Raw genomic sequence first — 22972 nt, 5'->3', positions numbered from 1 at the left:
GACGGTCAGGCGGCCCGGGAAGTTGCGATCTGCGGATCGAGAGCGCCGCTGGCATAGCGCCTGGCCATCTCGTCCAGGGAAAGCGGCTTGATCTTTCCGGCGTTGCCGGCGGTGCCGAAGCGCTCGAAACGATCGGCGCACAGGGCTTCCAGTTCATCCATCGCCGGGATGAGGAATTTGCGCGGATCGAATTCGGCCTTCTTCTCCTCGGCCACCTTGCGGAACTGGCCGGTCATGGCCATGCGGCAGTCGGTGTCGATGTTGACCTTGCGCACACCCATCTTGATGCCGCGCTCGATCTCCTCGACCGGCACGCCGTAGGTCTGGGGCATGTCGCCGCCGTTGGAATTGATCAGGTCCTGCAGGTACTGCGGCACCGACGAGGAGCCGTGCATCACCAGGTGGGTGGACGGAAGCTTCTGGTGGATCGCCTCGATGGTCTTCATCGACAGGATCTCGCCGTCCGGCTTGCGGGAAAACTTGTAGGCGCCGTGGGACGTGCCGCAGGCGATCGCCAGCGCATCGCACCGGGTCGCCAGCACGAAGTCGACGGCCTGGTCCGGATCGGTGAGCAGCTGGTCGTGGGAGAGCTTGCCTACTGCGCCGGAGCCGTCTTCCTCGCCGGCTTCGCCGGTTTCAAGCGACCCCAGAACACCGAGTTCGCCCTCGACACTGGCACCGACGGCATGAGCGGCCTGGGTCACACGCTTGGTAATGGCGACGTTGTAGTCGTAGGAGGCGGGCGTCTTCATGTCCTCCTCCAGCGAGCCGTCCATCATCACGCTGGTAAAGCCGTAGCGGATCGCCGACAGGCAGGTGGCTTCGTTGTTGCCGTGGTCCTGATGCATGACGATCGGGATGTCCGGGTTCATCTCGGCAAGCGCCTCGACCATATGGCGCAGCATGATGTCGCCGGCGTAGGAGCGCGCACCGCGGCTCGCCTGCAGGATCACCGGGGCGTCGCAGGCCTTGGCCGCGCGCAGGATGGCGAGACCCTGTTCCATGTTGTTGATGTTGAAGGCCGGAACGCCGTAGTCGTTCTCAGCGGCGTGGTCCAGCAATTGCCGAAGCGTGATAAGCGCCATTTTCAAGTCCTCCCGGTCAAGCGGATAGCAGTGATTTCGCAGCCGTCACGACCGCGGATGGAGTGATGCCGAAGTGCTCGTAAAGTTCCTCCGCCGGAGCCGATGCGCCGAAGCCGTCCATGCCGACGAAGGCGCTCCAGCTGCCGAGCCAGCGGTGCCAGCCATCGGCGACGGCCGCTTCCACACCGACACGCGGGGCGGCGCCCAGAACCTTTTCTCGGTAGGCGGCCGGCTGTTTCGCGAAGAGTTCGAATGAGGGGGCCGAGACAACGGCTGCCTGGATGCCGTCCTCGGCAAGCCGGTCGGCGGCGTCCAGCGCCAGCGAGACTTCCGAGCCGGTGGCAATCAGGGTGACGTCGCGCCGGTCCGGGTCGCGCAGCAGATAGGCGCCGCGGGCGGTCAGGTTTTCAGAAGACCGTTCCTTGCGCACCATCGGCAGGTTCTGTCGCGACAGGCAGAGCATGGTCGGCGTCGCCTCGGAGGCGACCGCGATTTCCCAGGCTTCCGCCGTCTCCAGCGCATCGGCCGGACGGATGACGTTCAGGTTCGGCATGGAGCGCAGGCCCGCCAGCGTTTCGACCGGCTGATGGGTCGGACCGTCTTCGCCGAGACCGATGGAATCATGGGTCATGACATAGGTGACCGGCTGTTCCATCAGCGCCGACAGGCGGATCGCCGGGCGGCAGTAGTCGGCAAAGACCAGGAAGGTGCCGCCATAGGGCACGAAGCCGCCGTGGAGCGAAATGCCGTTCATCACCGCGGCCATGCCGTGCTCGCGAATGCCGTAGTGGATGTAGTCGCCGCCGTAGTTCGCCCGGCTCACCGGCACCATGTCCCTGGTGCGGGTGTTGTTGGAGCCGGTCAGGTCGGCGGAGCCGCCGATGGTGTTCGGCAGGGTGGCGTTGATCACTTCCAGCGCCATTTCGGAGGCCTTGCGGGTCGCGACCTTCGGCGCCTCAGTGAGCAATTTGTCCTTGTAGGCCGTCATTGCGGCACCCAGGGTTTTCCCGTCCGGCAGGTCGAGCGACGCCTCGAATGCCTCGGCCTTCCCGGAGGTTTCCAGACGGGCGATCCACTTCGCCCGCGCCGTCGCGCCACGCACGGCAATGTCGCGCCATGCGGCATAGACTTCGTCCGGGATCACGAAAGGCTGATGGGGCCAGTGCAGGGTTTCCCGGGCCGCGGCCACTTCATCGGCCCCGAGCGGAGAGCCGTGGGTTGCCGATGTGCCCTGCTTGTTGGGCGCGCCGAAGCCGATCACGGTCCGGCAGGCGATCATGGACGGCCGGGCATCGGCCCGGGCGGCTTCGATGGCCCCGGCGATGGCGTCCTTGTCATGACCGTCGACGGAGAGCACATGCCAGCCGGCGGCTTCGAACCGCTTCTTCTGGTCGGTAGAGGTGGAGAGATCGGTCTTGCCGTCGATGGTGATCTGATTGTCGTCCCAGAAGACGATCAGCCGGCCGAGGCCGAGATGGCCCGCAAAGTCGATGGCCTCGTGGCTGATGCCTTCCATCAGGCAGCCGTCGCCGGCGATCACATAGGTGTAGTGATCGACGAGATCGGTGCCGAAGCGGGCGTTGTGCATGCGCTCCGCCAGCGCCATGCCGACGGCAGTGGAAATGCCCTGGCCGAGCGGTCCGGTGGTGGTCTCGATGCCCTTGGCGTGACCGTATTCGGGATGCCCGGCGGTGCGCGACCCAAGCTGGCGGAAGTTCCTGATCTGCTCGATGTCCATGTCGTCATAGCCGAGCAGGTGGTTGATCGCATAAAGCAGCATCGACCCGTGGCCGGCGGAAAGCACGAAGCGGTCGCGGTCGGGCCAGGTGTGATCCGACGGATCGATGCTCATGAAGCGGTTGAACAGGACGGTGGCGACATCGGCGAGGCCCATGGGCGCGCCGGGATGGCCGGAGTTGGCTGCCTGGACCGCGTCCATGGCGAGCGCGCGCACGGCATTGGCCATCAGGTCTTCAGACGCTGTGATCTTGGTTTGCTGGTTCATCGGGTTTTCCTCACGCACGCTTGGATTCATGGACAAGCCGAATAACCATCGGCGTGAAAATGAGCTGCATGGCCAGATCGAGCTTGCCGCCCGGGATGACGATGGAATTCGCCCGCGTCATCCAGCTGTCGTGGATCATCGAAGTCAGATAGGGGAAGTCGATGCCGCGCGGGTTCTTGAAGCGGATCACCACCAGGCTTTCATCGGCGGTCGGAATCCAGCGGGCAACGAACGGGTCGGAGGTGTCGACCACCGGCACGCGCTGGAAATTGACATCCGTTTCGATGAACTGCGGGCAGATGCAATGCACATAGGCGTGCATCCGGCGCAGGATCGTGTCGGTGACGGCCTCGGTGGTATAGCCGCGGCTCGCCTTGTCCCGGTGGATCTTCTGGATCCACTCCAGATTGATCACCGGAACAACGCCGATCTTCAGGTCCGCCAGGGCGGCCAGGTTGACCTCGTCATTGACGACGGCGCCATGCAGCCCTTCATAAAAGAGAAGATCGGACCCTTCTTCCAGCGGCGCCCACTCGGTGAAGTTGCCCGGTGCGACGCCCCATTTTTCGGCTTCCGCATCATCATGGACATAGTGCCGGGTCGCGCCGGTGCCGGTCTCCGAATAGCTGCGGAACACCTCTTCCAGCTTGTCGAGTACGTTTGCGTCATAGGAAAAGTGGCTGAAGGTCGCGTCGCCCGCGGCCTTGCGCTTGTCCAGTTCGGCCTTCATCGCCATGCGGTCATAGCGGTGAAAGGCGTCGCCCTCGATGGACACGGCATTGATGCCCTCGCGGCGGAAGATCTGGTCGAAGGTCGCCTTGACGGTGGTGGTGCCGGCCCCGGACGAACCCGTGACCGAAATGATCGGATGTTTCTTGGACATTGAAAATTTCCTTAGCCGCGGAACAGGCCGCGGGAACCGAAGAGGGCGGACACTTCCTGATCGGGCAGGTCGTAATAGGCCGCCACACGGTCGACCTTGTCGGCCGACCCGAAGATCAGGGGGATGCGCCCGTGAAGGGTTTCCGCCGCCTGGGGCAGAAGCCGGTCCGGGCCTGTCGTCGCCTTGCCGCCGGCCTGTTCGACCAGCATGGCGATCGGTGCGCATTCGTAGACCATGCGCAGGCGGCCGTGTTCATAACCGGGACGGGCATCAGCGGGATAGAGAAAGATCCCGCCCCGGCTCATGATGCGATGGGTCTCCGCTACAAGGGAGGCGACCCAGCGCATATTGAAATTCTTTGCCCGCGGACCCTGATCGCCGGCCAGGCAGTCGTCGATATAGGCCCGGATCGGCTTGGACCAATGCCGGTAGTTGGACGCGTTGATGGCGAATTCGGTGGACTTCGACGGGATGGTCAGGGCCGGATTGACCAGCTTGAATTCCCGGTCTTCGGGGTCGAGCACATAGTGGCGCACGCCCTCACCGAAGGTGACAATCAGCGCCGTCTGCGGGCCGTAGATGAAATAGCCCGCCACGATCTGTTCGATCGCCGGGCGCAGGAAGGAGGCTTCCGGCTCGGGTTTCGCCTCGTAGATGGAAAAGATCGTGCCGATGGAGACGTTCACATCGATGTTGGAAGAGCCGTCGAGCGGGTCGATCGCCAGGGCAAGCGCGCCGTCGTTATCGATTTCCAGAACGTCGTCGCGTTCTTCAGAGGCGTACCAGCGGACACCGGACCCGGCCAGGGCAGCCACGAAAGCCTCGTCCGCCAGAACGTCGAGCGCCTTCTGGGTATCGCCGCCGAGGTTGCTGCCGACCTCCGCGCCCAGTTCGCCGGCCAAGGGGCCCAGCGCAATCTTTCTGGAGAGATCGCGAGCAACCTTGCACAGGGCGCTCATCGGAGCCTGAAATCGCTCCGGCGCACCTTCCAGCGGCGTTTTGCCGGTCATTGTCATTGCCAAGGCCTCCCGTCCTTTCTTGTGACAGGCCTTGATATTCACGATTTCGGTTGTTAGGAAAATTTAAACTTTCGAAACTCGGATTAAATTTTTCTGAATGACTCCACTAAACGCCCTTACCTTCAAACAGTTGCGGGCTCTTGAGGCCGTCGCCCATTACGGGTCCATAAGCAGTGCCGCGGAGTCGCTGGCGCTGACGCCGCCGGCCGTGCACAGCCAACTGAAGGCCCTGGACGAGACCTTCGGCTGCGCCATGTTGACCCGCAACAGCCACGGCACCTTCGAAGCCACGGCGGAAGGCGCCGTCCTGCTGACGGCCTATCGGAAGGCATCGGCGGCGCTCGGAAAGGCGGCCCAGACCATCGACAGCCTGAAGCGGGGCCTTGCCGGCACGGTCATTCTCGGCGTGGTCAGCACGGGCAAGTATTTCGCCCCGTCGATTGTCGCCAGCCTGAAGAAGCAGTTTCCCGATATCGAGGTCGTGCTGCAGATCGGCAACCGGGATTCCATCATATCGGCGCTCGACACAGGCCAGATCGACCTGGCCATCATGGGCCGGCCGCCGCGGCAGCCGGGAGTCGAGGCCTACGGCATCGGCGACCATCCCCATGTGCTGATCGCCAGTCCCGACCACCCGCTGACTAAGGTTCGCGAGGCAAGCGCGGACCAGGTGCTCGCGGAGCACTTCCTGATGCGCGAACAGGGATCCGGCACGCGAATCCTGTCCATGCGCTTTCTCGACCAGTTCGGCGAAGGACGGCCGTTCACCTATACGGAAATGGATTCCAACGAGACCATCAAGCAGGCAGCCATCGCAGGCCTGGGCATTGCACTGATCTCGATCCACACAGCCGCGGAAGAACTGAAATCCGGCAGGCTTGCGCTGATCCACGCGAAGAACCTTCCGATCGTCCGGCAATGGTTCGTGCTGCATCGGGCGGACGAGAAACCCACCGGGGCTGCGGAGCGAATCCTGACGGCGATCCGCGAGCAAAGCAGCCGCCTGCTGCATCTGGAAGAAATCCGGGACATCCTGAAAAGCTAGGCTGTGGCGACCAGTCAGCCGGCGAGCCAGACCATACCGGCCGCGGCGGCAAGCGTGGCGATGGAAAGCATCAGCGCCAGGAACATGCCGTTCCATTTCATGGCGACCGTGAACCCGGTCTGGCCAAACTTCTGCGCGGCGATGGCCACATTGGCGGTGAAGGGGGTGCCTCCGCCGGAAATCGACCAGCCCCAGGACATGGCCAGCACCAGGATCATCTTCGCCGCATCCGGCCAGACCGGATTGAGCGAACTGGCCAGGACCGTCACGGTCACCACCGGATTGATCGCCAGAAGGCCGGCGGCGAAAACGGTCACGGGAATGACGGCGGCGACCCATGTGGCGGTAACCGCCGAAAGTTCTCCCTGGAAGCCGACCCATTGGCCGACAAGGCTCGATGCAGCGGCGCCGATCACCGTTGCGCCGGAAATTATCGCCGTCTCGTTTGCCAGTCCCGAGGTGGCCCGGGCATAGTCCTTCACCAGGGAGCGGACATTGGTGTGGCCGGCCCGGACGAACAGGACGGTCCAGATCGCGCCGAGGATGAAGACGACACTGAACATCGCCTCGATCAGGCGGACGTCGAACACGGACACCCACAGAAGACCGCCGACGACCAGAACCATGGCGAGCCCGACGACCCTGAGCAGCTTGAACGTGTCGTCAAGGGACAGGCCTTCGGTGTTGACCACGGCGGAGCGGCGGCCCCGTTCGAGCCAGTAGCCGGTCATCAGGAAAAACAGCATGCACAGGATGCCGTAAGGCACGAACTCGGCGTAGGTCACGCCGGTGACATGGGTGAAGACGATCAGCGAACATAAGGAGACGGGCGACCACAGGGCCGTGGAGGCGAACCCGCGCGAGCTTGCGATCGCCAGGGAGCGCTGGCTGCTTTCTCCCGCCCCCTTCAGGCGGGAGGACAAAAGGGTCGTGATCAGGATCACCGCGCCGATGTTAAGGAACAGGGCGAAGACGTGGGTCCCGAAGGTCACGAACAGATAGCGCTGGCCCGGCGGGCGGGAGACGATCAGCTCGGCCGCCTCGGCGATCCTGGGCGAGCGGGCGGCAAGATCCGCCATATGCTGCATGACCATCAGGAAAATGAACAGGAAGCCCGCGCTCGACAGGCCTTTCAGGCCGGCTTCGCCGGTGTAGACCCAGGCAAGGCCGTAGAGGGCGACGGCGATCGCAATGACGATCAGCCCGCCGCGCTTCAGGAACCGAAAGCTGGAGGCGAAATAGACGGCGAAGATCAGAACCCAGATGACGGGCGGCAGCTTGAAACCGGCCAGATTGCCGATCACCATGACGTATCCGGCCACGACCGCGGCCATCGTCGGGAAGACGGTCTCCGAGGACATCCTGGCTGCCGGTTTCGTCAAGTCCCACCCCTTGCAAGAAAGTGTTCCGCGGAGCCTGTCAGCCATCCGCCTCTCCGTGAAAGGATATTAGAATCGATCCGTTTACAAAGGGATAGGTATCAGGCGGGAAAAGACCTTTTTCGAAAGAGACTTGCAGGTCACCGGATGTCGGTTCGCGTCAGCTGCCGAACGGGACTTCGGCCCTGCTTTCCGCCGTCAGGGCATCAATGCAGGTATCCGGCGCAATCCCCTCGCCCGTGCAGGCCTTCGCGCCGTTGACGAGGATCCGGCCGATCCCTTCACAGGCCATGTTCTGCATTTCGAACTGGCGGACGACTGTCTTGCCAGCCGGAAGCGCACCGAAATCGAACACGGTCATGCGTTCCACCAACCCCTCCCCGTTGAAGATCACCATCTCGAAGGCGGACTTTTCGAGACGCGCGGGCAAGCCATTGCGCACCACGAAGGTCATCAGACAGCCCTGGCCGGACGGGCTCAACCGGTTCAGTTGCAGGTCGAAGCGGTCGGCAGGCCTGCCGTCCTGGGCCTCAGCCGTCAGGCAGGACATCAGAAGCAGAAACATCGTGAGAGCGCAGGATTTCAAAAGGTGTCGCATTGCGGGCAAGCCTTCATCTGGTGGCCGGCGATACTCGGACGGAACCTTCCCGACGGAAGGCAAGCGTCCGCACGCGGGCGATGAAGTGCTGGCTGGCAATCGGCTTGCTCGCACGGAAGATTGGAGATCGAGCCTGTGGGCTCTAACAGTTTTCTAAAAATACCTGAGTTAAAATGTCAAGATTTAACCGGAGCAGAACAGGCTTGATTCGAGATATGCGATCAGCCTTCCTTCGAGACGAACTTGAGGACGGTCTGGCAGGCATCCGCCGACAGGCAGGCCTGACCGGCCTCTGTCTGCAGATCGTTGCCGAACAGCAGGGAGAAGGTCCTCGCGTTCGACACGTTGAAGAAGCTGATGGCAGAGATCAGCCAGTGGATGCGCAACGGGGTGAGGCCGGCGCGAAAGACACCGTCCCGGACGCCCTTGTCATAAATGTTCCGGATCTGTGAGATCGCGGCCTCATTGAGCTTTTTGATCGCGTCGGACTGTTCCAGAAAGCGGCCGTGGTGGATGTTTTCAATCATCACGAGACGAATGAAATCCGGATTTTTCCGGTGATGGTCGAAGGTGAATCCCACGAGCCGTTCCAGCGCCGCCTTCGGTGGAAGGTGTTCCAGGTCGAGCTCCTCCTCGCCTTTACGCACCTTTTTGTAAGCCGCCTCGAGCGCCTTGCGGTAAAGGCCCTCCTTGTCGCCGAAATAGTAATAGATCATCCGCTTCGACGTCCGCGTCTTGGCGGCGATGTCATCCATGCGCGCGCCGGACAGGCCGTTGCGCGAAAACTCCTCCAGAGCGACGGCGAGAATATCGGCCCGGACCCCCTCCGGGTCCTGCTTCCAGCGGGCGCGGTTCGTACCGGTTTCTGACGTCAAAGAATCATCCATAGCCATGGCTTCTTTCTACCCCAGAGGCGGGGCGGACACCATAGCAATTTAACTATCTAGTACAAAGTGATTGACTCAATTAACCAGTTGGTTCATTTTGCGCTCAATGAATAAAAATTGCGGGAGGAGCGACGCGTGAGCGGCGCGGGCGGAACGTTGTTGGCAGGGCTGGTCGGGCGCGGCATTGCGCGCTCCAGGACACCCGAAATGCATATGGCCGAGGCCGAAGCGCTCGGCATGCGCGCCATCTATCAAATCATCGATCTCGACGCCTTCGGCGGGTCCTCGCCGGACCTGAGCGACATTGTCCGCGCCGCAGAGATGACCGGGTTCAACGGTCTCAATGTCACCTATCCCTTCAAGATTGACATCGTTCCGATGCTTGACGAGCTGTCGCCGAATGCGGCCGCCATCGGATCCGTCAATACGGTCGTCTTCCGCAACGGACGCCGGTACGGCCACAACACCGACCTTTGGGGTTTTGCCGAAAGCTTTCGCCGCAACATGGACGGCACCGCGCGGGAGCGTGTGGTCCTGATCGGCGCCGGCGGCGCGGGCGCCGCCGTAGCCCATGCCCTTGCGGATTGCGGCGTCCGGGAACTGCGCATTTTCGACGCCGAAGCTGACCGGTCGGAAAGATTGGCGGAGCAGGTTTGCGCGAACCGGCCGGACATCATTGCGCGACCGATCGAACGGATCGATGCGGAGGCCATGCGCGGCCTCGACGGCCTGGTGAACGCCACGCCTGTCGGGATGGCCAAGACCCCGGGTTCTCCGTTTCCCGCAGATCTGCTCGATCCGGCCCTATGGGTCGCAGACATCGTCTATTTCCCGCTCGAGACCGAGCTCCTGGCCCATGCACGAGCACGCGGATGCCGGACACTGCCGGGCTCGGGAATGGCGGTTTTCCAGGCTGTCCGGGCGTTCGAACTGTTCACCGGCATCAAGCCCGATATTTCGCGAATGGAAGCAACGTTCAACTCCTTCGATTTGCCCGGTCACCTGCAGGGAGAGGTGACCGAATTCAAACGGCCGGCACCAGGCACCTGACCGGCCGGAGGAAAATTCAAAACGGTGCAGAAACTGCAATGGGAGGAAACAATGCAGACTTTATGGAAACTGGCCGCGGGGTGTGTCGCGCTCACCTCGGTGGCGATGCCGCTCAAGGCGGCCCTGGCGGCCGACAAGGTCGAAATCATCTATTCGGACACCGTTCCGGAAAATGACGACCGCACGCAGATCCTGCGCGAAAGCTTCGGCAAGTGCCTGGGCGACGAGTTCGAGTTCAAGGATTATCACGGCGCGACCCTGTTCAAGCAGGGCACAGAACTGACCGCCATGCAGCGCGGCAACCTGGATATGGCGAACCTCGCCATCTACGACTTCTACAACCAGGTGCCCTCGACCAGCATTCTCGGCGCCGCCTATCTCTACCGCGATTACGATCATATGCGGAAAGTCTGGGCCTCCGGTGCGCTCGACGGCCTGATGAAGGAGATCGAGGACAAGGCCAAGGTCAAGGTGCTGTCGAACCCCTATATCGGCACCCGCCATCTGAACCTGAGGGGCGACAAGAAGATCATGACCCCGGCGGACCTGGCAGGCGTCAAGCTGCGCATGCCCGGCGGCGAGGGATGGCAGTTCGTCGGCGAGGCCCTTGGCGCCAACCCGACGCCGATGGCCTTCACCGAGGTCTATACCGCGCTTCAGACCGGCGCCATCGACGGTCAAGACAATCCGCTGCCGACCGACAAGGACATGAAGTTCTACGAGGTGACGGACCAGATCATCCTGACCGGCCACCTGATCGCCAACAACCAGCATTCCATATCCCTGTCGAAGTGGAACAGCCTGACGCCGGCGCAGCAGGCCAAGGTGCAGGAGTGCTCGATCAACTTCCAGAACGCGCTGGACGCGGTCACCCGCAAACGCGAGGGCGAACTGGTCGACTTCTTCAAGGAACAGGGCCTTCAGGTCTACACGCCGGACATCGACGCGTTCCGCAATCATGTCCTGGCGGCCTATGCGGATTCCAAGTTTTCCGAGGACTGGCCGAAAGGCCTGATCGACAAGATCAACGCGGAGTAAACCGCGCAGCAAACGTCAGGGACCCGGCGGTGAAGGCCGGGTCCTCACTCTCTGAACCGGATGCTTCCCCGTGCCCAGCGTGACCAGATCAATCGAATTCCTCTACAGCAGAGCCGAGAACATCCTCGCGCTCGTGCTGGCAAGCCTTTTTGTCAGCTTTCTGATCCAGATCGTCTTCCGATACGTGCTCAACCTGCCGCTCGGCTGGACGGTCGAATATGTCTCCATCGCCTGGCTGTGGGGCATCCTGTTCGGTTACGCCTTCGTCGTGAAGGAGGATGACGTGATCCGGCTGGACATCGTCTACGGCTCGGTTCCGGTGGCAGTCCAGCGGATCATGGATGTCTTTTCCGGCCTGGTCTGCGCCGGCATCTTCCTCTGGACGCTCCCCGATGTCTGGGACTACGTGACCTTCATGTCCATCGAACGGACCGCCTACATGCAGATCCGGTTCGACTACGTCTTCATGATCTACATCCCCTTCGCCCTTTCCGTCATCATCCGGTCGCTGATCAGCGCCTGGCACGGCCTCAACGGAAACCACCCCAAATATGCCGTCGGCGCGGCGTCGGAAATGCACGACTATGACTGATCCGTTCCTTCTCTCCCTGATCCTGATCATCGCCCTGGCCCTTTCGGGCCTGTCAATCGGCCTTGCCATGATCTGCGGCTCCACCCTGTACCTGATCCTGAAGGGCTTCGATCCGTCGATCGCCGCCGAAACACTGCTGCAGGGCCTGTTCAACAGCTACACGCTGCTCGCGATCCCGCTGTTCATCCTGGCCGCAGACATCATGAACGTCGGCAGCCTGGCGGACCGCCTGCTCCGGTTCTGCCAGGCACTGGTCGGCCGGTTCCGCGGCGGGCTCGGCCACGTCAACGTGGTCTCGTCGCTGATCTTTTCCGGCATGTCGGGTTCGGCGGTCGCGGATGCGGTCGGCATGGGGCGGATCATCATCGGCATGATGACCAAGGACGGCAAATACACGGCCAGCTATTCGGCCGCGATCACCGCGGCGACGGCAACGATCGGCCCGATCATTCCGCCCTCCATTCCGATGGTGCTCTATGCGCTCGTCTCCGACCAGTCGATCGGCTACCTGTTCGCGGCCGGCATGGCGCCCGGCCTGCTGATGGGCCTTGTCCTTGCTGTGATGAACACGGTCATTGCCCGCCGTCGCAATTTCCCGGTCGATGACAGCGTGCCGCTTTCGGAAATGCCCAACGTCACGGTGCAGGCCTTTCCGGCGCTGATGCTGCCGGTCATCCTGCTGGGTGGCATCTACGGCGGCATCATGACCCCGACCGAGGCGGCCGCGGTCGCAGCCTTCTATGCTCTCGTCATTTCGGTCGTGGTCTACCGGTCGGTCTCCGCCGGCCAGTTCTATTCGACGCTTCTGAACAGCGCCCGATCGACCGCGACCGTCGGCATTCTCATTGCCGGTGCACTCACCTTCAACTACGTGATCACCCGCGAAAACGTCCCCAATTCCATTGCGGATTTCATGGCCCAGTTCGAACTGTCGAAATGGGGCTTCCTGCTCGCGATCAACGTGCTGTTCCTGGCGCTCGGCTGCATCATCGAGGCCGGCGCGATCCTCTTGATCATCGCACCGATCTTCATTCCCACCGCCCAGGCGCTCGGAATCGATCTGGTGCATTTCGGCGTGGTGGTCGTGGTCAATGCCATGCTGGGGCTGATTACCCCGCCCTACGGGCTCTTGTTGTTCATCGTGGCCAACATAACCAAACAACCGCTGGCGCGGGTCGTGCGCGACCTCGTCCCTTTCATCATCGCGCTGTTCGCAGCACTCGCCTTCATCACCTTCGTGCCGGATTTCGTGCTCTTTCTGCCGCGGATGCTCGGCTACACGGGCTAGGCGGACGCCAGGCTAATATTTGAGGAATTTCAGATGATTAATCCTGAACTGGACGCCTTTCTTTCGGTCTGGGACGAAGGCTGGTCGGTGCTGCCGGCCAATGCCTCGCCGAAGGAGCGGCGGCTTCTGTTCGAATATATCGCCGAACGTATGCGCCTTCCCCGGCCCGAAGGCGTGACCTCTTCCGTCCGCTTCGTGCCTTGCGAGAAACGCAATGTGCTGGTCAGGATCGACCGGCACGACGACGGCGGCACCCAGCCCTGCCTCGTCTACATGCACGGCGGGGCCTGGGCGCAGGGCAGCCCGATGACCCATGCGGACATCACCATGCGGATTGCGGCCGCCAACAGCCAGACCGTGGTCAGCGTCGATTATGCGCTTGCGCCAGAACATCCGTTTCCGCAGGCCGTCCACGAGTGCCGGGACGCGGTCAAGTGGGTCAAGGACAATGCCGCCGATCTCGGTATCGATCCCGACCGGATCGCGGTTGGCGGCGACAGCGCCGGCGGCAACCTTGCCGCGGCCATGACGATCGCCTTGCGTGGCACCGCCTATGCCCCGATGGCGCAGCTGCTGATCTACCCTGGCACGGATTTCGACATGAGCAAGCCGTCCTACAAGGAGAACGCCGATGCGCCGCTCCTGAAGGTCGCCGGCATGCCGACGGTCAATGCCAATTACTGTCCGAACGAGGAAGACCGGAAAAATCCGCTCGCGGCCCCGTCGCTCGCGGAAAGTCACGCCGGGCTGCCGCAGGCCTATATCGCCGTGGCGCAGTACGATCCGCTGCGCGACGACGGCACCACCTATGCCGACAAGCTCCGCGCCGCCGGCGTGCCGGTAGAGTTCGATAAAGGCGAGGGCCTGATCCACGGCTATCTGCGCGCCATGGAATATTGCGCGGCCTCCCGCGACAGCCTCGCCCGCATGTGCGCCTGGCTCGCCGGCTGCTACGCCACGGAGTGACCCGCCATGAAGACCGCGATAGCGACCGTCTCGATTTCGGGTGATCTTGCGGAGAAGCTTGCCGCGATTGCGGCGGCCGGGTTCGACGGGGTGGAGATCTTCGAGAACGATTTCCTCGCCTTCGACGCCAGCCCGCGCGAGGTCGGTCAAATGGTGCGCGACCACGGTCTGGAGATCTCCCTGTTCCAGCCGTTCCGGGACTTCGAGGGTATGCCGGAGCCACAGCGGACACGGGCTTTCGAGCGGGCGGAACGCAAGTTCGACCTGATGGGGGAGCTTGGCACCGACCTGGTGTTGATCTGCTCCAACGTCTCGCCGCTGTCGCTCGGCGGCATCGACCGGGCGGCCGACGACTTCCGCGAGCTTGGCGAACGGGCGGCGAAGCATGGCATCAAGGTCGGCTACGAGGCGCTCGCCTGGGGCCGGCATGTCAGCGATCACCGGGATGCCTGGGAGATCGTCCGCAGGGCCGATCATCCCAACGTCGGCCTGATCCTCGACAGCTTCCACACGCTTGCCCGCAAGATCGACCCGGAGACGATCCGCTCCATTCCCGGCGACCGGATCTTCTTCGTCCAGCTGGCGGACGCGCCGAAGATCGACATGGACCTGCTCTACTGGAGCCGGCACTTCCGCAACATGCCCGGCGAAGGCGATCTGGATGTGACCGGCTTCATGCGCGCGGTCGCCGCCACCGGCTATGACGGGGTGATCTCGCTAGAGATCTTCAACGACCAGTTCCGCGGCGGCTCGGCCAAGCCGATCTCCGTCGACGGTCACCGCTCCCTGGTCTACCTGATGGATCAGGTGAAGCGGCAGGAGCCGGGCATCCGGATCGAGGTGCCGGAGATGCCCGACCGGATCGCGGTCTCAGGGATCGAGTTCGTCGAATTCGCCGCAAGCGAACAGGAGGCCGCCGATCTCGGCGCGCTTTTACACACGCTCGGCTTTGCCCGGGTCGGCCGGCACGTGTCGAAGAAGGTCGACCTGTGGCGCCAGGGCGAGATCAACATCGTACTCAACACCGAACAGTCGGGCTTTGCCCATTCCTCCTACGTCACACACGGCACCAATGTCTGCGACATCGGCCTGAAGGTCGCCGACGCCAGGGCCACGGTGGACCGGGCACGGGCGCTTGGCGCGGAACCCTTCGAACAGCCGGTCGGGCCGGGGGAACTGAACATCCCGGCCATCCGGGGCCTTGGCGGCGGGGTGATGCATTTCATCGACGGCAAAAGTGAGCTTGCCCGGGTGTGGGAGATCGAGTTCGTTCCCGTTTCCGACGAGCGGAAGGCGGAGCCGGCGGATCTGTTACGCATCGACCATATCGCCGAGACCATGGCCTTCGACGAGATGCTGACCTGGCTCCTGTTCTACACATCGCTCTTCGAGACGGTGAAGACGCCGATGGTGGACGTGGTCGATCCGGCGGGCCTTGTGCGCAGCCAGGCGATCGAGAATGCGGAAGGGTCTTTACGGATCACGCTGAACGGCGCGGAGAACCGTAAGACCCTGGCCGGCCACTTCCTGACGGAGAATTTCGGTTCCGCCGTTCAGCATCTCGCCTTCGAGACGGCGGATATCTTTGCCACCGCCGATGCGCTTGCCATCAACGGCTTCAGGCCGCTCGTGATCTCGCCGAACTACTACGACGATCTCGACGCCCGTTTCGGGCTGGACGATGCCTTCCTCGACCGGCTGAAAAGCCACGGCGTCCTCTACGACCGGGACGAAAAGGGCGGCGAGTATTTCCAGCTCTACAGCCCGTTCTTCGGCGAGGGTTTCTTCTTCGAGATCATCGAGCGCCGCGGCGGCTATGCCGGCTATGGCGCCGGCAACGCCCCCTTCCGCATCGCCGCCCAGAAACGCCACCTCAGGGTGAAGGGCATGCCGAGGGGATAGTCAGAATTGCGGTTGAATTCAGTTTCGCCTGCAAATCCGGCGATCGGTTCCGCCCGCCAGGCGACGGCCATGTGGACTTCGGCGCGATCTTTTCCAAAATAGCGGCCAAGGCCTTCGACGACTTTGCCGGCGGCGGAACGGACGAGGCCGCCAACCGGAAGATGCTGGGTATCGGATAGGAGTAAGGCAATGACCATTCAAGGAAGTGCTGCCGACAGCACCCGCCCGATCCGTCTCGGCATGGTCGGCGGCGGCAAGGACGCCTTCATCGGCGCGGTCCACCGGATCGCCGCCCGCCTGGACGGCCGTTACGAACTCGTCGCCGGCGCCTTGTCCTCGACGCCGGAAAAGGCCCTGGAATCGGGCCGCGCGCTCGGTCTGGAGGAAAGCCGGATCTACCCGTCCTTCAGCCAGATGGCCATCCGGGAGGCCCGGCTGAAATCCGGCATCGAGGCGGTGGCGATCGTCACCCCGAACCACATGCATTATCCGGCGGCGCGGGAGTTTCTGAAACGCGGCATTCACGTCATCTGCGACAAGCCGCTGACCTCGACGCTCACCGATGCGAAGAAGCTGGCCAAGGCTGCCGAAGCCTCCGGCGCGCTGTTCTTCCTGACCCACAACTACACCGGCTACCCGATGGTGCGCCAGGCGCGCGAGATGGTGCAAAGCGGCGAGCTCGGCACCTTACGCGTGGTGCAGGTGGAATATCCGCAGGACTGGCTGACGGTGGAACAGCACAACAAGCAGGCGGACTGGCGCACGGATCCGACCCGCACGGGCGCCGGCGGCTCCACCGGCGATATCGGCACCCACGCCTTCAACCTCGCCTGCTTCGTCACCGGGCTGACGGCGGAAAGCCTGGCCGCGGACCTGCAATCCTTCGTCCCCGGACGCCAGGTCGACGACAACGCCCATGTGATGCTGCGGTTCGAGGGCGGCGCGCGCGGTATGCTGTGGTGTTCGCAGGTCGCGCCGGGCAATGAAAACGGCCTGAAGATCCGCGTCTACGGAGACAAGGGCGGACTGGAATGGCACCAGGAAAATCCCAACCTGCTGCAGTTCACGCCCTTCGGTCAGCCGGCCCGGATCCTGACCAGGGGTGGTGCGGGCATGTCGGCAAGCATCGCGCCCGCGACCCGCATTCCGCCCGGCCATCCGGAAGGCTACCTGGAAGGGTTCGCCAATCTCTACCGGGAGGCCGCGGACGCCATTCGGGCGCACCAGGAAGGCACGCCGGTCGACACCCTGGTTCCCGGGATCGAGGACGGTCTGAAGGGCATGCGGTTCATCGACGCCTGTGTCCGCTCCTCGGCCCGCAACGCGGCCTGGGTAAGCCTCTAAAGAGTCCGATAACGGCCCTGGGTCGTTGTACACGTGATGACCGGTGAGCCTTCTGACGAAGGTTCACCGGTCTGTTCGTTCACGCCGGGCGCTGCTTTTTCTTGCGCCGCCACGGCGGGTCCTGGTGCCAGTCGCCGGCCATGATGCAGCCGTAAGGCACCACTTCATCGACCACCTCGGCAAGGCCGTAGCGCTCGATCTGGGCCCGGACCGACGCCGCGTTCTTGTAGGCGCTCGGCAGCTCGGAAATATCCGCCTTGCCCATGAAGAAGCGGACGTCGAGCCCTTCCGTCTCTTCCGCCAGGATATCCGCTTCGGGGCGTCCTTCCTGGAGCCGCTTGTGCCGGGTGCGGGAAAAGTTGCGCCCGGCGCCATGGGGCGAGAAACCCAGACCGTTGGCTGAGTCCTTGCCGCGGACGATCAGGACCGGCTCCGCCATGTTCAGCGGGATCAGGGTCAGGTCCGTCGCGTCCTCCGCCCAGCCGGCAAAGGCGGGCGTTGCCCCCTTGCCGTGGTAGAAGAGCCCGTCCGGCCGGCGGAAGACGAAATTGTGTTCGTTCCAGAACCGGTCCGACACCTTCGCCGACAGGCGCTCCGCCGCCATGTCGTGGATCAGGTAGTGGTTGCCTTTCGTCCAGGCCCGGACGATCTGCAGCGCTTCCCAGTAGGCGTCCCCTTCCGCCGTGTCCGCCTCGATCCAGGCGTTCTGCTTCAGGGTCTCCGGAGACACGTCCCGGCGCGTCCGGTCGGCGACCTTCATGCCCTTGGTAAAGAGCCGGGCGCCGGGCGCCCGCGACCCGTGGTGGGTGACCAGGGCCGTTTCGCCGGTCGACCCGATCGTGCCGACGAAGGCGAAGTGGTTGCCGTCACCCTGGGTGCCGAAATGCTCGATCGCGGCACTCTGGATGTCACGCAGGAAGTCGTTCGCCTCGAACCGTTCCATCAGGCCGGCCTCGGGGCGGAACTGCTTGCCGCGCTGCCGCCCGCCCGGACCGAAGTGGGTCACCTCGTTCACCGCGTCGAGCAGGGCTGCCGGCGACACCTGCGGAAACACGGAGATCGCCATGGAACAGCAGATGTCGGCCGAGTGCATGCCCGGATGGATTGCTTCCGACACGGCCACGCCACCGACGGGGATGGTCCCGACCGGCCCGGCCGGGCAGGCATCGGGCATCACGGCACCCGCCTTGATAACCGGGGTGCGCATCAGTTCCGCCATGGATCCGCGCACGGAAAGCAGGTTCTCCTCCTCTTCCGGCGTCTCGGCAATGATGTTCTCGTAAAACGGCAGGTCCCCGGCCACACGCAGCGGTGTCGGCGGAGGCGGCATGAAGGTCAGTGCGTGGGCGAGCGCGTCTTCGCGGCTGGAGCCGCCCTCAAGAAGGGCGTTCGCTGCGCGCAATGCCTCGCCAAACCACTTGCCCTGCAAGCACCCGGCGTCGATCAGATCCTGTCCGCTCAATACTTCCGTCATCGTTCCTAATCCTGCGTTCAAATCCCGGTCGGACGACAAGGAAATGCGGGACGTTTATTCCGCCACCGTGCTTTCGCCCGGGAGGGACTTGGACCCTCACGGCTCTCAGTCATAGTCCCGAAAACGAGACCATAACCCTGGCCCACCCGCATGAACGGGCTGCGTCTACCTGTAGTCCCGCAGGCATTCGTCCTGCGAAAAATCGAGTGCGGCGACAAGGGGATGCGGGACATTTTCCTGAGCCACTCCACCATCGGTGAAGGGGTGATTTGAACACCCGACCTCCCGGTCCCGAAAGACCGGGCGCTCTACCCTGTAGTCCCGCAGGCATTCGCCGCGGTTATCAATTCGTGTGGCGACAAGAGTGCGATGAAACCATCGGGGATCCCGCCCATGCCAAAGAGCGCCAGCAAGGGGAGGAGTCGAACCTCCCGGATTGCCCCCTTCATGGAGCTGTAGTTCCACCTGGCATTCGCCACGCTGTTCATTTCTTCCATGTTCCGGGCCGGGGCCCGGGTCTTCCGCCAACGGCACCGACAAGGGTCCGATGAAACGCTGACCTGCTCTACCGACTGAGCTACGAACCTTGAAAAAGGCCCGGCGGGGCTCGAACCCGCGACACGATGTAGTTTCACCTGCATTCGGTCCGGCTATCGGGCGGCGGCGACAAGGAACGGGGATGCCATCTTCCTCGATGTAGTTCCCCATGCATTCGCCGCCGCCGATCCCTGACGGTTCAAATTTCCAATCGAAGAAAGACAAGCCGACAAGTTCCAACGAAACACCTGCTCTACCTTTGAGCTACGGGCCCATAAACGGCGGAGCGGGGACATCGTCCTGCTCCGAAACCTGCGCTCAAGTAGCCAATGGCGGTAGCGCAGGTGAATGTGGTGGACCCGACGGGATTCGAACCCGCAACCTGGAGGGTTACAGCCTGTAGTTCCGTCCGCATTCGGCATGTCTTCCTTCGATTTCCCACCCCGGCAGCGGATTCCGCCGGGGCGTATTTTCAGAGTTCAACCGCGTTGATCATCCGGGTCCATTCCTTGGAACTTCCACCGTCGACCATCTGCGCGATCGCCGTGAACACCTGGTCGGAGAAACCGCCGACATTCAGGATGTCCGCACGTTCCACGGCCTGGGAGGTCGTGTCGGGCTGAATATCGATGCAAACCAGTTTCGCTTTCGGGTTCAGCACCTTCAGTTTATGCCAGTTTCCCATCATGCCCGTTCCCTGATACCGCGACCTGGCGGCGTCCAACCACGACTGGTTGTCGGAGACGAAAACGACCACGTCGACCTGCGCCCGTTGTTCAACCAGCCGTTCCAGCGGTGCGGAACAGTTGGTTCCGCCGCCGCCCACCGACGCCAGCTTGGCGGCGTTGGTCAGCACCGAGTCGCGCGGGTTCAGGCGCACATCGACCACCGTCCGTTCGAACGGCAAAACGACCGTGTCCGGATTGGTGCGCAGCATCGCCGCGGCAACCAGCGCCGCCACATCGACACAGCGCACCGCCGTGGTCGCGCCTTGACGGTATCCCGTCACGGGAGACTGCATCGAGCCGGACACATCCGGGCAGACGACCACACGGCCCTCGACCTTCGGCACCAGTTCCAGTGCGATTTCCAGTGCCTCCTGCAAGGCGTCATAGACCTCGTAGGGCACGCCCTGGTCGGCGTACTGGCAGGCCACCATCACCTGGTAGGGCAAGACGCCCGCCCGGCGGATGGTGTCGCGGTCGCGCAGGCGATCGGCGATCATCCGGGTAAAGCCCGGGACCTGGTAGACGCCGTTGCGGGCGAAGGTGTTCAGGTTCTGCCGCAACATCTGCCAGCCGGCCTTTTGCGCGATCTGGACCCAGTGCTCCTTCGTCAGTTCCAGTGCGGTCAGCATCTGGAACGGAACGTCGGGAACCGGCAGCGTCCTGTCGCGCTTGAACGCTTCGAACGCCTTCACGACCTCCGGCAGGGCACCGACTTCATAGGGCTTGCCGATCAGGTAGCCGAAGAAGGCTTCCCGGGACCTGCATTTCGGCTTCGGGTGCACCATCTTGATGACATCCGCCAGGGACGGGCTATTGCCGACGGCGGCGCGCATCAGCTGCTCGTCGCTTGCGGTTTCCAGCCACGCCTGAACCAGCCGCTTCGGACGGGATCCCAGGGACTTCCGTCCCGTGACACCCGAACGGATCATCTGCACGAAAGTGCGCAGCATCTTGCCGTTCCTGACGATCCGCGGGAACGCCCGGTTGAATTCGTCACCTTCCATCGCCGACAGAACCGCCAGCAATAGCGCGGGCATATCCTTCATCCGGCCCTGCTCAAAGGCATAGACGGCGGTCTTCGCCAGATAGTCCGGCTGAACCTGCCAGGCCAGGTCCATTACCTCGTCCAGCTGTTCGCCGGCACCGGCATAGAAGGTCCGGTTGAACGTGCCGGTCACGGCCAGCTGGGCCAGCGCCTGGTAGGGTTTCATCTGGTAGGCCGGTGCGCCTTCGCGGTTCACCGTATCGGTGGCGGGCACCCGGGATCCGGGAACCGACCGGAAAATGCTCTTGTTCGCCATCGTTCCAATCCTTTCGTTTGCACCCTTGATTTCAAGCGCTGTGCCAAACGCTGGAACGAAAAGCAGAAATTCTCTTATCTATATGATATTATTATCATAATAAAATTTTTCGCAATTTTGGCCACACAACCCACTGGTCAAAAAATCCTAATTAGTGATATATTTCTATTCTTATTTATAATTTTGGATAATCTCATGCGCCGGCGTGTCGCCATTGGATTTCTCGGAACGGTTCTCGATGCGGGCGGGAAGAACAAGCGCGCCAGATGGAGGCCGTCCATCGGCCTCTGCCAACAGGACGGGCTTTTCATCGACCGGTTCGAGCTGATCCATGACAGCAACTGGCTGCGTCTTGCCGAACGCGTCGCAACTGAAATCGGCCAGGTGTCGCCGGCGACCGAAGTCCGCCTGCACCAGATGGACGTGAAGGATCCCTGGGACTTCGCCGAAATGTACACGGCCATGCGCGACTTCGCGTCCGCCTATCCGTTCGATCCGGAGCGGGAGGACTATCTGGTCAACATCACGACCGGCACCCACGTCGCCCAGATCTGCTGGTTCCTGCTGACCGAGGCCAATTTCATTCCCGGACGCCTGCTGCAGCTGTCGCCGCCGACTTCGCGGGAAACCGACGGAGAGGAACCGGACTATGCCGGCCATCACTCGATCATCGACCTCGATCTTTCCCGCTACGACCAGATCGCGACCCGCTTTGCCGCCGAGCGCGACCAGGCCACATCGTTTCTGAAATCCGGCATAGAGACGCGCAATGCGACCTTCAACGCGATGATCGACGAGATCGAGAACGTCGCGATCCGCTCCCGTGCGCCGGTGCTCCTGATCGGACCGACCGGGGCCGGAAAATCCCAGCTCGCCAAGAGGATCTTCGAGCTCAAGAAAGCGCAACGCCAGCTCACGGGCGACTTCATCGAGGTCAATTGCGCCACACTCAGGGGCGACCAGGCCATGTCGACCCTGTTCGGCCATGTGCGCGGTGCCTTTACCGGCGCCCTCTCCGACCGTCCCGGATTGATGAAGGCCGCCGACAAGGGGCTGCTGTTCCTCGACGAGATCGGCGAACTCGGCCTTGACGAGCAGGCCATGTGCCTGCGTGCCATCGAGGAACGGCGCTTTCTGCCGGTCGGGTCGGACAGGGACACGGAGTCCGATTTCCAGCTTCTGGCAGGCACCAATCGCGACCTTGCCGAGGAGGTGCAGCGCGGACGCTTCCGGGAGGACCTGTTCGCCCGGCTCAACCTGTGGACCTTCCATCTGCCGGCGCTGCGCGACCGCCGAGAGGATATCGAGCCCAACATCGACTACGAATTGCGCCGCATCCGCGAGGCCGAAGGCCAGAACGTCACTTTCAACAAGGAAGCCCTGCAGCGTTACCTGAGCTTTGCCCAGGATCCTCAGTCGCGCTGGGTCGCGAACTTCCGCGACCTGTCGGCCTCGATCACCCGCATGGCGACACTCGCACCGAAGGGCCGGATCAACGAGGAAACGGTGCTCCGGGAGATCGAACGCCTTCGCGCCGCCTGGCGGCAGGCAGAACCCGCCTCCGGTCCGGGCGCGACGTTGACGGACGTCCTTGGCGCGGACGAGGCCGCAGGTCTCGACCCGTTCGATGCGGTCCAGCTCGACTACGTTCTCGCCGTCTGCCGGGAAAGCAAAACCCTCAGCGAGGCCGGCCGCCGCCTGTTTGCCAACTCTCGGCAGAAGAAAAGCAGCGGCAACGACTCCGACCGGCTGCGCAAGTATCTGCAGAAATTCGGTCTGGACTTCGCGAAAGTGCAGGCAACCGGACCCGGCCGGGCGACAGCGTCATTTCCGATACGCGTGTGAGAACGG

General features: G+C 63.0%; 18 protein-coding genes and 1 pseudogene. 10 read left to right on the top strand and 9 right to left on the bottom strand.

Annotated features, from left to right (window positions below):
- Positions 1-5: 5 nt before the first annotated feature.
- The 4 genes from fba to HK439_RS16020 are packed head-to-tail and all read right to left on the bottom strand — an operon-like array spanning position 6 to position 4995.
- Positions 6-1085: a class II fructose-bisphosphate aldolase gene (gene fba, locus HK439_RS16035; RefSeq protein WP_190292536.1), complete on the bottom strand. Its 1080-nt coding sequence runs from the start codon at positions 1083-1085 to the stop codon at positions 6-8.
- 16 nt (positions 1086-1101) lie between these two features.
- Positions 1102-3090 (bottom strand): transketolase, encoded by a 1989-nt coding sequence (gene tkt / locus HK439_RS16030; protein WP_190292535.1) that lies wholly within the window; start codon positions 3088-3090, stop codon positions 1102-1104.
- A 10-nt stretch (positions 3091-3100) separates the two neighbouring features.
- Positions 3101-3973 (bottom strand): phosphoribulokinase, encoded by an 873-nt coding sequence (locus tag HK439_RS16025; protein ID WP_190292534.1) that lies wholly within the window; start codon positions 3971-3973, stop codon positions 3101-3103.
- An 11-nt stretch (positions 3974-3984) separates the two neighbouring features.
- Positions 3985-4995: a class 1 fructose-bisphosphatase gene (locus tag HK439_RS16020; RefSeq protein WP_419247590.1), complete on the bottom strand. Its 1011-nt coding sequence runs from the start codon at positions 4993-4995 to the stop codon at positions 3985-3987.
- 94 nt (positions 4996-5089) lie between these two features.
- On the opposite strand from HK439_RS16020, the gene HK439_RS16015 reads away from it, so the two are divergent.
- Positions 5090-6037, top strand: a complete 948-nt coding sequence (locus HK439_RS16015; protein WP_190292533.1) for a LysR family transcriptional regulator — start codon at positions 5090-5092, stop codon at positions 6035-6037.
- A 14-nt stretch (positions 6038-6051) separates the two neighbouring features.
- Here the strand turns inward: HK439_RS16015 and HK439_RS16010 are convergent, their stop codons facing one another.
- The 3 genes from HK439_RS16010 to HK439_RS16000 form a co-directional block, all read right to left on the bottom strand.
- The gene (locus HK439_RS16010) at positions 6052-7419 is read right to left on the bottom strand and encodes a hypothetical protein (RefSeq protein WP_190292532.1); all 1368 of its coding nucleotides are present in this window, start codon (positions 7417-7419) and stop codon (positions 6052-6054) included.
- Between the two features lie 157 nt (positions 7420-7576).
- Positions 7577-7981 (bottom strand): hypothetical protein, encoded by a 405-nt coding sequence (locus tag HK439_RS16005; protein ID WP_190292531.1) that lies wholly within the window; start codon positions 7979-7981, stop codon positions 7577-7579.
- Positions 7982-8235: 254 nt separating this feature from the next.
- The gene (locus HK439_RS16000) at positions 8236-8901 is read right to left on the bottom strand and encodes a TetR/AcrR family transcriptional regulator (RefSeq protein ID WP_209011866.1); all 666 of its coding nucleotides are present in this window, start codon (positions 8899-8901) and stop codon (positions 8236-8238) included.
- Positions 8902-9036: 135 nt separating this feature from the next.
- Here HK439_RS16000 and HK439_RS15995 point away from each other — a divergent pair, with 135 nt between their 5' ends.
- The 8 genes and pseudogenes from HK439_RS15995 to HK439_RS15960 all read left to right on the top strand — a co-directional run bounded on the left by HK439_RS15995 (position 9037) and on the right by HK439_RS15960 (position 17081).
- The gene (locus tag HK439_RS15995) at positions 9037-9951 is read left to right on the top strand and encodes a shikimate dehydrogenase (RefSeq protein WP_190292529.1); all 915 of its coding nucleotides are present in this window, start codon (positions 9037-9039) and stop codon (positions 9949-9951) included.
- Between the two features lie 51 nt (positions 9952-10002).
- Positions 10003-10989 (top strand): TRAP transporter substrate-binding protein DctP, encoded by a 987-nt coding sequence (gene dctP / locus HK439_RS15990; protein WP_190292528.1) that lies wholly within the window; start codon positions 10003-10005, stop codon positions 10987-10989.
- A 70-nt stretch (positions 10990-11059) separates the two neighbouring features.
- Positions 11060-11581 (top strand): TRAP transporter small permease, encoded by a 522-nt coding sequence (locus tag HK439_RS15985; RefSeq protein ID WP_209011864.1) that lies wholly within the window; start codon positions 11060-11062, stop codon positions 11579-11581.
- A complete protein-coding gene (locus HK439_RS15980) occupies positions 11574-12869 on the top strand; it encodes a TRAP transporter large permease (protein WP_190292527.1) in 1296 nt (431 codons plus the stop codon). The genes HK439_RS15985 and HK439_RS15980 overlap by 8 nt, the downstream gene beginning before the upstream one ends.
- 33 nt (positions 12870-12902) lie before the next feature.
- The gene (locus tag HK439_RS15975; RefSeq protein ID WP_190292526.1) at positions 12903-13835 is read left to right on the top strand and encodes an alpha/beta hydrolase; all 933 of its coding nucleotides are present in this window, start codon (positions 12903-12905) and stop codon (positions 13833-13835) included.
- Between the two features lie 6 nt (positions 13836-13841).
- Complete coding sequence (locus tag HK439_RS15970) at positions 13842-15737, top strand: bifunctional sugar phosphate isomerase/epimerase/4-hydroxyphenylpyruvate dioxygenase family protein (protein ID WP_190292525.1); 1896 nt, start codon at positions 13842-13844, stop codon at positions 15735-15737.
- 44 nt (positions 15738-15781) lie between these two features.
- A pseudogene (locus HK439_RS15965) lies at positions 15782-15916 on the top strand (sugar phosphate isomerase/epimerase); the annotation flags it as partial.
- 10 nt (positions 15917-15926) lie between these two features.
- On the top strand, positions 15927-17081 hold the full coding sequence (locus tag HK439_RS15960; protein ID WP_190292524.1) for a Gfo/Idh/MocA family protein: 1155 nt from the start codon (positions 15927-15929) through the stop codon (positions 17079-17081).
- Between the two features lie 79 nt (positions 17082-17160).
- Here the strand turns inward: HK439_RS15960 and HK439_RS15955 are convergent, their stop codons facing one another.
- Positions 17161-18555 (bottom strand): RtcB family protein, encoded by a 1395-nt coding sequence (locus HK439_RS15955; RefSeq protein WP_190292523.1) that lies wholly within the window; start codon positions 18553-18555, stop codon positions 17161-17163.
- 1009 nt (positions 18556-19564) lie between these two features.
- Positions 19565-21121, bottom strand: coding sequence for a vWA domain-containing protein (locus tag HK439_RS15950; protein WP_190292522.1), 1557 nt, complete (start codon positions 21119-21121; stop codon positions 19565-19567).
- Between the two features lie 195 nt (positions 21122-21316).
- Here HK439_RS15950 and rtcR point away from each other — a divergent pair, with 195 nt between their 5' ends.
- Complete coding sequence (rtcR, locus tag HK439_RS15945) at positions 21317-22966, top strand: RNA repair transcriptional activator RtcR (RefSeq protein WP_190292521.1); 1650 nt, start codon at positions 21317-21319, stop codon at positions 22964-22966.
- Positions 22967-22972: the final 6 nt, after the last annotated feature.

Origin of the sequence: Roseibium aggregatum (assembly GCF_014692675.1) — a bacterium.
GTDB lineage: Bacteria > Pseudomonadota > Alphaproteobacteria > Rhizobiales > Stappiaceae > Roseibium > Roseibium aggregatum_C.
The sequence above is the reverse complement of the archived record's forward strand: the minus strand, read 5'-3'. Positions and strand labels throughout refer to the sequence as shown.